The sequence below is a fragment of the Paenibacillus sp. Marseille-Q9583 genome (assembly GCF_976954365.1).
Map to the genome: position 1 here is coordinate 84,812 of NZ_CDRJTB010000001.1, position 12,712 is coordinate 97,523.

The following is a 12,712-nucleotide window of genomic DNA, read 5'->3' on the forward strand; positions in this document are numbered from 1 at the left end:
GGATAGCGAGTATTATAAATTTTCAAAATGGCGCCCTATTTCGTAAAGAAAAGGCCCGAGAGGAGCAGAAACAACACTTATGAAAAGCTTAATTAATTTCTCGCTCAGGAACAAATTTGCCATTTGGCTTCTGACGATAATTATTGTATTTGCCGGTTTGTATAGCGGGCTGACAATGAAGCAAGAAACCTTACCTAATATTAGTATACCCTATCTTAGCGTAACAACTATTTATCCGGGGGCTGCACCAGAAGGCGTCGTTAATGATGTCAGTAAACCGTTGGAGCAGAAGCTACGTAATGTGGATGGTGTAAAAACGATCACCTCTACTTCTCTGGAGAATGCCTCCAGTATCCAAATTGAGTTCGATTATGGTACGAATCTGGATAATGCGACAGCAGCAGTTCGCGAGTCGCTAAATGAAGTCTCACTGCCAGACAATGTGCAAAAGCCTTCCATTTCCCGTTTTAGCCTTAGCTCAATGCCTGTCGTCTCCCTTAGTTTATCGAATGGGGATTCAGAAGATCTCGAGGAACTAACCCGTATTGCCGAGAACGATATTCGCCCTGCCCTTGAAGATGTTGAGGGTGTTGCTTCTATTCAAATCTCTGGACAATACGTCAAAGAAGTTTCGCTTAAGTTCAATCAAGAGAAGCTCAAGCAATACGGACTGACCGAAGATACGGTTAAAGGGATCATTCAAGGCTCTTCCCTCCGTGTTCCACTAGGACTGTTCGAGATGGACAAAGCTCAAAAGGCAGTTGTCGTGGATGGCAACATCACCACCGTTGAAGATCTTAAAAATGTGACCATTCCAGTTATGCCAACTGGTGCAGCTGGCGCTGGGGCTCCTGGAGCTGGCGCTGCTGATGCAGGCGCTGCTGGCGGAGCTGCAAATATGGGATTGCCAACCGTGAAGCTGGGAGAGCTTGCTACAATTGAGGTTGTTGGTAATTCTGAATCGATCTCCCGTACGAATGGTAAAGAATCGATCGGTATCCAGATTGTCAAAGCCAACGATGCCAACACTGTAGATGTCGTAAATGGTGTTAAGGACAAAACTGAAGAGTTAAAAGCCCAATATAAAGGCATCGACCTTACAGTTCTGCTTGACCAAGGTAAGCCGATTGAGGACTCCGTAAATACAATGTTGTCCAAAGCTGTATTTGGCGCCCTTTTCGCAGTAATTATCATTTTGGTCTTCCTGCGGAATATTCGTTCGACAATCATTTCTATCATCTCTATTCCTTTATCATTGCTGATCGCAGTGTTATGTCTGCGTCAAATGGACATTACGCTTAATATGATGACCCTTGGTGCGATGACCGTTGCCATTGGACGGGTAGTCGATGACTCGATTGTAGTCATAGAGAACATATACCGGCGACTCTCGTTATCTGGCGAGAAGCTAAAAGGCCGGGAATTAATCAGTGCAGCCACTCGTGAAATGTTCGTACCCATCATGTCCTCTACGATTGTAACCATCGCGGTATTCTTACCGCTTGCTCTAGTAAGCGGTATGGTTGGAGAGCTATTCTTGCCTTTCGCTTTAACTATGGTCTTCGCCCTGCTCGCTTCATTGGTGGTTGCGATTACCCTAGTGCCTGCAATGGCTCACTCCTTGTTCCGCAATGGATTGAAAGGAAAGAAAACGCACAGTGAGAAACCAGACAGATTGTCTGCCGGTTATCAAAAAATTCTGAACTGGTGTCTTTCTCATAAGCTCGTTACGTTCGGAGTTGCGGTTCTCCTCCTTGCGGGCAGCTTGTTCCTGATCAAGCCTATCGGCGTTAGCTTTATGCCTTCCCAAGAAGATAAAACGGTTATGCTAACCTACTCACCGAAGGCTGGACAAAGAACTGAAGAAGTTCAAGAACAAGGCCTGAAAGCTGAGAAATATATTTTAGCGCAACAGCATGTAGATAAAATGCAATATTCCATTGGTGGCGGCGGCCCGATGGGTATGGGTGGATCCAGCAACTCAGGACTCTTTTTCATCGTTTACGATAGTAATACTCCTGATTTCGAAAATGTAAAAGAGAAGTTGATCGAAGGCTTAACCGCAGAAGTCCCAGATGGTGTGTGGGGCGATATGTCCGCGATGATGAGCGGAGGTATGGGTGGAAGCACGTTAACCGTGAATGTATTCGGAGACGAACTAGATCAAATTAAGCCGGTAGCGGATGAGATCGCCAAGATCGTACAGGCTGACACCACTAATTTCAAAGATGGAGAAACAAGTCTCAAAGAAGCTTACGATCAATATACGATTGTAGCCGATCAAGAAAAGCTTAGCTCCCTTGGACTTACAGCGGGACAAATTGCGATGAAGCTCGCTCCTGCAGGCACACGTCCAGTACTCACAGAAGTGGAAATGGATGGAAAGAACTACAAAGTCTATATCGAAACAGATAAAGAAACGTATAAGAGTATTAAAGAAATGGAAGAAGCTACATTGACTTCACCACTAGGCATTTCTGTGCCAATCGGGCAAGTCGCTAAAATTGAAAACGGCTCTTCCCCTGACTCGATTACTCGGATGGACGGTAAGATGAAGGTGGATGTCACTGCCGAGATTATTTCAAGTGACGTCAATAGTGCTTCAAACCTCGTGAAGGAAAAAATAGATGCTATGGAATTACCTGATGGCGTGACGGTTAGCTTCGGTGGTGTAACCGAGCAGATCAATGACACATTTGGTCAATTAGGTATTGCTATGGCGGCTGCTATTGCCATCGTATACTTCGTGCTTGTTGTTACGTTTGGCGGTGGATTAGCTCCATTTGCTATCCTGTTCTCACTTCCTTTCACCATTATCGGGGTACTCGTAGCCCTTCTGATCGCTGGGGAAACCTTAAACGTCTCCTCCCTCATGGGTGCGCTGATGTTGATTGGTATCGTAGTCACGAATGCCATTGTCCTCATCGACCGCGTTATTCATAAGGAAAAAGAAGGAATGACCACACGTCAAGCCTTGCTTGAAGCAGGTGGCACACGTTTACGTCCAATCCTGATGACTGCACTTGCAACGATTGGTGCATTGCTGCCACTGGTTACCGGACTTGAAAACAGTGCAGGGATCATCTCCAAAGGGCTAGGCGTTACCGTTATCGGCGGCTTGATCAGCTCCACGCTGCTGACACTTGTAGTAGTGCCAGTAGTGTATGAATTCCTGATGAAATTCCGCAGTAAAAAGGTAATTGACTAGAACACTTGATGCGAATCAAGTACACCTGCTAAATGAAGAAGCTGTCTCCAAAGTAGTGAATACTACTTATGGAGCAGCTTCTTTTTTACTTATACCTCCATTTAAATCACTATTTACACTTCCATAGCAAGAAAAACCCGACCTAATTTATAGGCCGGGCTCTGTATTATAGTGTTGTTATACCATAGCTGTTGCACTGCTCTCCAGCGAAGCTCTCCAAGAACGCAGCATCTGCAGATCAAGGGGTAGAAATTCAGCCAGCATATGGGAAAGTCCCAAATACAACGTACTATTCGTTGCTCCATTTAACTTTTCACAGAACTGTGGAGTCCATTGCAGTAAATGATCTTCCAAAAAGGCTACCTGAATATCAAGTAGATCCATAGCACTTCTAATTGAGAAGCTATTGTACAACATCCGCTCATGCATTACTGCCATAAATTCCAGCTCAATAGCAATATGATCATCAGCTTCACCATTACATTTGTTAAATACAATTCCTGCGGAAGTATACACATCAGCAAGCACGTTGCAGAAATCTTCAGAACGACCCAGAATTGCAGCTTCACGTAATTTAAAAGAGCTCACTGTCTGTTCGTGCATAAGCCGTTTATACTCTTGGGTCTCTTTCTCACATATATGGGGTAGCTTATTCGGTTCCTGACTCAGATAGCGCTTCAGTTCCCGTCCGCCTTCCGTCATCTCTGCAGCAACACTCATCTTGCGATTACGGCTCCACTGAGCCACAAGTGAGAGTGATGGTTTTCTACCCAAAAAATCCACTAAAAGCTGATATATTAATCCCCGACTTTCCAACCAATGGCTAAATGCCTCCGGCACGGCGAGCGATGGAACAGTTTGCATAGTCATTTTGCAAATCCTCCTCATTGGGTTTCCCGGTCACACACCGATGATCGACGTGCAATTTCCGGTATCCTTTCTGTTTTCGCAAAAGTGAACGTAAAAGTAATCCGCACCTAGATTATATCGGATATTAAAAACGCTTTCCGTGAGCATTCTATGACTAATTACTTCATTTGTCGTACTTTTGTCACATTTTCGTAAGTCTATTTCGGCTTTGTCATTCTATTTAGTTTGTCCATTATTATGCAATTAAATCAGAACCCTCCTTATTCAAATAGGGGGAGTTTAACCCGTTCAATAGTTTGCTCATTGACGTACCCGCGAACGATCTTTAAAATTCTAAACAAGTATAAACACCTTCGCCTCCTCTTAAGGCGGTAAGCATTCAAAACACCAACAAATGAAGGGAGCAACGCTATGGAGCCGCTGACGGACCCTTTTGGACGTTTACATGACTACATCCGCATTTCGGTTACCGACCGCTGCAACCTGCGTTGCATTTATTGTATGCCAGCGGAAGGGATGGAATTCCAGCCGCAGGACGAGATTCTGAGCTATGAGGAAATCACCGCCATTGTGGAATCGCTAGCCCCCCTTGGACTACGCAAAGTACGCCTAACAGGTGGAGAACCTCTTGTACGCAAAGACCTGGAGAAGCTAGTAACTATGATATCCGCCATTCCGGGGATCGACGATATTTCACTGACTACAAACGGATTAATGCTTCCAGCTAAAGCAGCGCTGCTAAAAGATGCCGGGCTGTCACGAGTGAATATCAGTCTGGACTCTTTACGGCAAGATCGCTTCTCTATGATTACACGCGGTGGTGAGGTCTCCAAGGTACTAAAGGGGATCGAGGCAGCACAAGCTGCCGGGCTGGAGCCGATCAAGCTTAACGTTGTATTGATGAAAGGGATTAATGATGACGAGATCAAAGACTTCATCTCCCTTACGTTGAACAGTCCACTAAATGTACGTTTTATTGAATATATGCCCATAGGAAGTGCTACTGATTCTTGGCGCCAATCCTATCTGCCGCTGGAAACTGTAATAGAAGCTTGCACTGCAGCTGGTTGGGAAACCGAGGAAGCTGAGATGCCATCTGGTAATGGCCCTTCCCAGAATCGGCGGGTTATTGGAGCGCAAGGAACGTTCGGATTAATCCATCCCGTAAGCGATCACTTTTGCGATAACTGCAATCGTCTAAGACTAACAGCAGATGGCCATATCAAAGCTTGTCTGTATTGGGAAGATGAGTACAATGTCCGTCCCCTAATAAGCGATCCCGCAGCAGTGCAGGCCTTATTCCGCAAAGCTCTGGGTAACAAGCCACATAACCACGAAATGGCATTAGCCTTGGAGAAAAAAGCACAAAGCCACACGCCGACGGCTCGGCGTATGTCTCAAATTGGAGGCTAGTCCGTCTCATTAAAAACGCCGCTTTCCCCAAGCCATCTGGGAAAAGCGGCGTTTCATTTAGAGATTAAAGGATAGCCTTCGCCATCCACTATTATAGATATAGAGCTTCGAGCAGCTTGTAAAGCGTCGTTGCTGCCTCCGCTCTGGTAGCATTGTTCTCAGGTCTGAATGTGTTATCCTCGAATCCACCCAAAATACCCGCTTCAACTCCCGCTTTTACAGATGCCTGCGCCCATTGTGGAATGGAGGAAAGATCCGTGAAGTCCCCCTCTTTATCCGTTTGCTTATGGGTATTAGCCTTCAAAGCATTCGCGAGCATAACTGACATTTCGGCACGGGTAATCTTTTCTGAAGGCTCGAAGAACATTTTGCCGTTTACATCATATCCACGAAGGATTCCGGCATTTACCGCCGCTGCTACGTCATCTGCAGCCCAAGCTGGAATCGCACTTTGATCCGCGAATTTCACTGTGTTACCTGTTGATTGCAAACCAAGCGCTCGTACAATCATAGAAGCGAACTGTGTCCAAGTGACATCCTCATTCGGACGGAAGGTATGATCCTCATACCCTTTCATAACACCCATTCCGATTAGACGGTCTGTAAATGTAGAAGACCAATGATTATTCAAATCAGTAATCGATGGAGCCTGATAATTAAACACAGCATATTTGGCAAGCTGATTTAAGCTTGCAGTTATAGTCCCAACCGTTTGACTCTGACCACCAACATAAATCCACTTTTTAAGCTGTTCGTTGTAATAGTAGATAGCTGCTTTATGCCCCGATGTAATCTTGGTCGCATTGTAATTGAGGGAAAGTTCCACAGGCTTATTGAGCATGCCTGCCTTGTCACTCGTAAGCTCTACTGCTGTACTCACAGCCTGAAGAGCGCCCATTGCTGGCGTCTCATCAGCAGCAATAACCGAAAAGGCAATTTCGCCGTTACCAGACAACGCTCCAGCCGGAATCGTAAAGCTGCCCACGTCTTTAAGTGTGCCCGTTCCTCCCTGCTGTGCTTTTACCTCCAATTCCACACGCGGAGTTGTAGAAGGCTGCTCTGTAGGAGATGGCGTCGCGGTAGGAGCTGGAGTTGCAACTGGTCCGTTGCCTCCTCCGTCATTATCCCCCCCTCCATTGCTAGTGCCACCAGTTACAACTACTGTGCGTACAACCTCAGTAGCCGCATTGCCAGCCAAATCTGTCGCATTGTACTTCAGTGTATAGGTTCCTGGAGTCTGAACATCCACTGTTCCTGTCACCAAGATAGAGCCTGCAATCCCAACCTTGTCAGTAACGTCTGCGCCCGGGTCCTTGAAGTCATCTCCTTGGGTCAGACTAAGACGGCTATCCCCCTTCAGGGTAATCACAGGTGCTGTACGATCGATATTCACAGCAAGCAGCAATGCTGTCATGTTTTCTAAAGAATCCGTTGCCTTGAATTGCAGTTGATGTTGGCCTTCTTCCGAAATCTCAACCACTTTCCCATTTTCATAGGGCAGGAAATTTCCGTTTACATCAGTCGCTAAATGAATGGATACATCCGCACCAGGAATATATACGCTAGCATACACGCTTACCGAAACACTCTGATTCGTCCAGTCACCACTTAAATAAGCTTGTCCGTTCTCAGTCTTTAATGTGCTATGAAGCGCCAATGGGGTGATACTATCATCTCCGCTTAGCGTTACTTCAAAAGCCTTCGTCTCCGTAGCCAATCCCCGCTGGATTGTAGCTGTTAAGGTCAGCTTCGTATCCTTCTTAGGTTGGAAGATGATTTTACCTTCGTTCGTCATTAAAACCGGATTGGAGCTTTTCCACACAATACTTGTCCCGTGTTTGCCTTCGGTAGGCAACGTTAGATCAGAAGTTACTGCACCTGTATCTCCTAGATCTAATGCAGTCATAGTATCGTTAACTGCCTGCTGATCGCTGTACGACTCCACATCCACAAAAATCGGATTGGAATAGAACCACATATCACTATAATTACGGGCGTTGATTTCTTTGAAACGAGTCAGGTTATCGACGGTATTATTTTTTGGATCAATCTGCGGTTCACCGTTAACCGTTTCTCCCGCAACATCAGTTCCAAGGTTAGTCCCTCTTAACCGGAAATAACGATCCTTGTCCGCTGCCTCTACCTTATACTGAATAATATTGTAGCCTTCGGAATCTGTAGTCCAATCCTCGCTTGTGAAGCGTTTCAACACTTTTGTTGTATCGTTAGTCGCTTTGGTGTAATCAGGTGTACCTGGATCAACCTTGCCATGGACTTCACCGGAGATCAAATCTACATGGTCTACCTTAACGGCGTCGCCATTATTATTTTGCTGTGGACTTTTGAAACGGATCGTAAGCTCTAGGTCGTCGCCTTGTTTTACGTCCAGTTCGCCACCCATTTCTTCCTCTTGTCCATCTCCAGACACGTTAAACTCTAATGCGTTGATGAGATCCCCAAAAACAGAGAAGGATTTCCCTGACCGCATGCCATCTACGACAGCGTTAATATCGGAGCCATCCACCCAGGTATAGTTCTTGGAATATTCACCAGGCCAGTAACCGCTGGAAAATTGATCATTTTTTGTTTTGAAATGAAAATCAGAGTTAGCAAAATTCCAAAATCTGCGGCCCTCACCCAGCAGTGCGTCCCACATTCCTCCAAGCTGTGCAACCTTAACGTCTGTACCTCCGTAAGTCTCAGGCGTCTCTCCCCGATCACTCGCCATCTGATTGCCCAGCATACCTTCAAAGCCGAAGACAAGATTCGGATCGATATTGTTAAAGTCACGGATATCCTCTATTTTAAGCTCTGAGCTTGTACCATTTTTTCTGGAGGGGTGATTGATCAGGACATAGCTATCTGGATAATGACTACTTAGCCATTTCATAGCTGTGCGAGTATCTTCTTTTGTAGAAAAAGATCTCTTATCTGCTACACTCCACTTAGCCACATCTGCAGGATCGAACATACTTACATCCCGATTAGTAAATAAATATTCAAATTGATTAATGGCCTTCAAAGCTTCTGCAGACCCTGGATGATCTGTAACAATCCCAACCGCAGCATGATCATATTGGGGCATATCCCACTCAAAGCCAGAAAAAATGATTTTACCAGCGTATTTGCCTTCTGCCTGTAACTTCTTAATTTTCTCATTCTGATAATCTATAATGCCTTGAGACATCGGAATGGAGCCGCCGGGGAGATTCACCCCTTCGTCATCCCGGTCAGATACCCGAAGGTGGTCAGCCAGTGCCATCCAGTCAAAACCATTTTGTTCAAATGCAGCATCGAGGACACTCTTCAGTGACTCCTGAGCATCATTCGATTCAAAAGTATGTGCGTGATATTCACCTGTCATCCACTTGCCTGAATGTTCAGAAGCTGTCGTCGTGAACTCAGACGTTGTTTGAGCAGAAGCACTGTATGCTGCCTGCGTTAGGTTGGGGCTCAACAATAATACGGCAAGCGAACTAGTTAAAAATACGCGAACTTTTCTCTTTTTCAAAATGAATAATCCTCCGATGACTTTTTAATTTTCTATTATTCTATATTTAGAATAGTAGAAGATTGTAAAGACATGCCGGATTTTGTTGCATGTTTATGTAAATATTCATATTTACATAAACACTGCCGATTTATTTCTTTTGCATTGGCAAGCTCACTACAAAAGCCGTTCCTTCACCCGGTCGGCTGGCCACGGTTACTTTACCTTTATGCAGCTCAACGATCTTCTTAACCAGTGATAGGCCCAGTCCACTACCACCTCCGCTCGCTGTTCTAGCTTTGTCTGCCTTGTAGAAGCGATCATAGATGCGAGGCAAGTCTTCTTCAGAGATACCAATCCCACTATCTTGAATTTCCACCTCTACCCGCTCATCTACCGTTCGAAGTTTGATATGAATGCATCCATTCTGGGGAGTGAATTTAATGCTGTTATGAAGAAGATTGGTCCAGACCTGGGTCATTAAATCTTTTACCGCAGTTACATTCACTTCTTCCAGTTCGGCCTCCACCTCTATACTTTTCTCCAGCCACTGTGGCTCAGAAGCCAGAATAGTATCACGAAGCTGCTTATCCAGACGGTAAACCTGACTTTCAAACGGGAAATTGCCCGATTCAAGCGCGGACAGCTTCAATAAATTATCACTGAGCCCAGATACACGGGTACTCTCAGCCACAATAATATTAAGATAATGCCTTCTACTCTCCACACTTACAGTCTCATCCTGAAGTGCAAGAGCAAACCCCCGAATCGAGGTTAACGGAGACTGGATTTCATGCGATACATTGGAGATAAAATCCTGACGCATAGTCTCCATCTGGCTCAGTTCGCTGGCCATTACGTTGATACTCTCTACAATTTCACCGAATTCCCTGTAGTCCGTTTTATTATCCAGCACCACATCGAAATCACCCTTAGCAATACGCCCTAAACCTTCGATGATCGAGTTATAGAAAACACGTTCCCAGCCCCGAAAAAACTTTGAGGTTAATAATGCCATCAGGAACAAGATCACAATACCGACCACCACACTGATTAATTGAACAACATACTCCGAGGATGGACGCCCAACCCTGCTATATATCCAGTTCATCAGGAAATAAGCTGCACTCCAGCTAATCCCTACGCCACCGAAATACACAAGAGTCATCCCAATCCGCTTAAGAATCTCCTTAAACTGATTCATGCTCAGCCTCCAGCCGATACCCTAGTCCGCGGATCGTACGAATAACAAAACCATAGTTAACCTGATTGAACCGTTCACGCAAACGGTTGATATGCACATCGAGCGTCCGCTCATTCCCTTCAAAATCATAACCCCAAATTTCTTCGATCAGCCTGTCTCTTGTCAATGTTTGCCCTGGATAGCTGCCCAGCTTAAACAACAACTCAAATTCCTTAAGTGGCAAGGTGATTTCCCCATACTCTGAGGAGACCTCGTAGGTTTTGCGGTTCATACGCAATCGGCCTACAGTCACACTTTGCGCGGCCGAAATCTGATATCGTTTAAGCAGCGCCTTTACTCTCGCAATAAGTACAACCGGCTCAAATGGCTTGACCAGATAATCATCACTACCCAGCTCAAAGCCTTTTACAATTTGTGAGGTTTCCCCTTTGGCTGTCAGCATTAAAATCGGGAAATCATAGTTGTGGCGCATCCGCCGGCATAGCTCCCAGCCGTCCATGTTGGGCATCATTACATCAATAATAGCTAAATCTATGTTATTACCTTCCAGAATCTGAAGAGCCTCCAGTCCATCGGATGCTCCATAGATCTCATCCATTCCTTCAGCTCTCAGAAATACTTCTACCAATTCGCGGATGTGCGGATCGTCGTCCACTACTAGTATTTTTGTCATGCAGCACTGGAGCCTCCTCTTTAATGTCCTGAACCTCGGGGTTATTCATCTGTAGCTGCTGGGTGGCAAATTCACGATACAGCTCATGGTTTTCCAGTAGTTCCTCATGATTTCCCATTCCGGTAATTTGACCTTTTTCCATAAAAATAATCTGCTCTGCATTTACAACAGTAGCCAAACGGTGCGCAATTACAATCGTAGTCCGACCCTTCATCAGATTGGACAGAGCCTTCTGCACCACGGCTTCTGATTGGCTATCCAGACTGGATGTGGCTTCATCAAGCATAAGAATCTTCGGGTTCCGCAGCAGTGCTCTAGCAATAGCAATCCGTTGCCGCTGTCCACCAGACAGCTTCACGCCTCTTTCGCCGACATCCGTATTATATCCTTCAGGAAGTGCATCAATAAAGCCATCTGCATAAGCCATTGCTGCTGCTGCATGCATCTCCTCCCTGCTAACGTCACGATCCAATCCATAGGTTAAATTCTCAGCAATCGTACCTGAAAGCAGTGGACTTTCCTGCGAGACATACCCTATAAGCTTCCGCCACGAACGCAATGAGAATGTAGACACTGGCTTGTCACCCAGCTTAATCAGACCTGACTGAGGCTCGTAAAAACGTTCTAGCAACGAGAACAACGTGGTCTTACCGCCCCCGCTCGGTCCGACAATAGCCGTCACCTGACCAGGAAGCATCTGAAAGCTTACATCATTCAATACCTTCTCACCATTTTTATATCCAAAGCTTAATCCCTCTACTGAGATCGGACCTTCTGCGCCATTTGCCTCTTCCTGTCCCTCATATACTTCCTCTTCTGCTGCCAAGGTCTCAATAATACGCTCTGAGGCACCTTTAGCTTTCTGAATCTGTGTGAAGAACGTAGTCAGTTGAGTAAGTGGCATAATAATCTGAATAAGATAAAGAATAAAGGCGACCAGTTCTCCAGCCGTCAAGACACCGGAAGATACCTGCATCCCACCATAACCGATAATGACCACAAGCAGCATCATAAAAACAAAGGAGACGAGTGGACTGATCATCGCGCTAATCTTGCCTTCACGAATACCAAAGGAAAGCAGGTTCATAATTCCAGTCTTGCCTGCCTCGTACTCTTTTTTCTCTGCGCCTGAGGATTTGACCAGACGGATCTCAGATAAAACACCACTAAGTGTAGCAGTAAAAGAGGCGGTCTCATCTTGCATTCCCTTGGAAATTTTGTACATCTGCCGCCCTAGTGGTACTAGTATCAGCGCAGAAAGTGGAAGAACAGTGAATAGAACAAGTGTCATTTTCCAATTTAAAAACAGCAGAACTGAGATCGAACCTACAATGGAGATCACACCGGTAAATAAGCTGGCTAGATGTTCAGAAATCAGCGTCTTAATGATCCCTGTATCATTCGTCATACGGCTGACACTTTCTCCCGTTCGGTTGTCATTATAATAAGCCACAGGCAGAACTAGAAATTTACGCCACAGTCGGTCCCGCAGACCTGCAACCATCTTCTGACCTGCATAATTGAGCAGATAGATAGAGATCCCTCCCGCAATGGTCTGCGCAATGAACGCAGCTGCTATGCCCGCAATCTGCAGCTTGCTCACGGAGGCCAGAGAGAAGCCATCCACCAAGTTCTTAGTGAACATCGGGATGACCAGACTGACCAATGTCGATATCATGCTTAACGCAATGGCTATAGCCAATAAGCCGTATGAAGGCTTGGTTTCTCTTAGTAGCGTTATGAACGGCTTTAGCGCCATCTTTCGCTTGGATTCGGATTTCTTCATGACAATGACTCCCCTTTTCTTAATAGCTCTACGAGAAAAGCATAGTCATATTTTTCTCGCCTTACACC

Annotated in this window: 7 protein-coding genes; 2 read left to right on the plus strand and 5 right to left on the minus strand. The window is 45.5% G+C overall.

What is annotated here, in order from left to right; genetic code table 11:
* Positions 1 to 79 precede the first annotated feature (79 nt).
* Positions 80 to 3,208, plus strand: coding sequence for an efflux RND transporter permease subunit (locus tag ACWNM1_RS00375; protein ID WP_449599098.1), 3,129 nt, complete (start codon positions 80 to 82; stop codon positions 3,206 to 3,208).
* 177 nt (positions 3,209 to 3,385) lie between these two features.
* Here ACWNM1_RS00375 and ACWNM1_RS00380 read toward each other — a convergent pair whose 3' ends face one another.
* Positions 3,386 to 4,078 carry a TorD/DmsD family molecular chaperone gene (locus ACWNM1_RS00380; RefSeq protein WP_449599099.1) on the minus strand — a complete coding sequence of 231 codons (693 nt, stop codon included), beginning with the start codon at positions 4,076 to 4,078 and terminating at the stop codon, positions 3,386 to 3,388.
* 411 nt (positions 4,079 to 4,489) lie between these two features.
* Between ACWNM1_RS00380 and moaA the strand changes: the two genes are divergently transcribed.
* Positions 4,490 to 5,491, plus strand: coding sequence for a GTP 3',8-cyclase MoaA (gene moaA / locus ACWNM1_RS00385; RefSeq protein ID WP_449599100.1), 1,002 nt, complete (start codon positions 4,490 to 4,492; stop codon positions 5,489 to 5,491).
* A 91-nt stretch (positions 5,492 to 5,582) separates the two neighbouring features.
* Here moaA and ACWNM1_RS00390 read toward each other — a convergent pair whose 3' ends face one another.
* The 4 genes from ACWNM1_RS00390 to ACWNM1_RS00405 all read right to left on the minus strand — a co-directional run bounded on the left by ACWNM1_RS00390 (position 5,583) and on the right by ACWNM1_RS00405 (position 12,644).
* Positions 5,583 to 9,002 (minus strand): S-layer homology domain-containing protein, encoded by a 3,420-nt coding sequence (locus ACWNM1_RS00390; protein WP_449599101.1) that lies wholly within the window; start codon positions 9,000 to 9,002, stop codon positions 5,583 to 5,585.
* 130 nt (positions 9,003 to 9,132) lie between these two features.
* Positions 9,133 to 10,185: a HAMP domain-containing sensor histidine kinase gene (locus tag ACWNM1_RS00395; RefSeq protein WP_449599103.1), complete on the minus strand. Its 1,053-nt coding sequence runs from the start codon at positions 10,183 to 10,185 to the stop codon at positions 9,133 to 9,135.
* Complete coding sequence (locus tag ACWNM1_RS00400; RefSeq protein WP_449599104.1) at positions 10,172 to 10,858, minus strand: response regulator transcription factor; 687 nt, start codon at positions 10,856 to 10,858, stop codon at positions 10,172 to 10,174. The genes ACWNM1_RS00395 and ACWNM1_RS00400 overlap by 14 nt, the downstream gene beginning before the upstream one ends.
* A complete protein-coding gene (locus ACWNM1_RS00405) occupies positions 10,788 to 12,644 on the minus strand; it encodes an ABC transporter ATP-binding protein (protein WP_449599105.1) in 1,857 nt (618 codons plus the stop codon). Before ACWNM1_RS00405 ends, ACWNM1_RS00400 begins: the two co-directional genes overlap by 71 nt.
* Positions 12,645 to 12,712 lie beyond the last annotated feature (68 nt).

What these genes read in the sequence shown, in the direction of transcription:
- ACWNM1_RS00405 (WP_449599105.1), bottom strand. Translation starts at nt 12,644, where the DNA reads ATGAAGAAATCCGAATCCAAGCGAAAGATGGCGCTAAAGCCGTTCATA.
- ACWNM1_RS00395 (WP_449599103.1), bottom strand. Translation starts at nt 10,185, where the DNA reads ATGAATCAGTTTAAGGAGATTCTTAAGCGGATTGGGATGACTCTTGTG.
- moaA (WP_449599100.1), top strand. Translation starts at nt 4,490, where the DNA reads ATGGAGCCGCTGACGGACCCTTTTGGACGTTTACATGACTACATCCGC.
- ACWNM1_RS00375 (WP_449599098.1), top strand. Translation starts at nt 80, where the DNA reads ATGAAAAGCTTAATTAATTTCTCGCTCAGGAACAAATTTGCCATTTGG.
- ACWNM1_RS00400 (WP_449599104.1), bottom strand. Translation starts at nt 10,858, where the DNA reads ATGACAAAAATACTAGTAGTGGACGACGATCCGCACATCCGCGAATTG.
- ACWNM1_RS00380 (WP_449599099.1), bottom strand. Translation starts at nt 4,078, where the DNA reads ATGACTATGCAAACTGTTCCATCGCTCGCCGTGCCGGAGGCATTTAGC.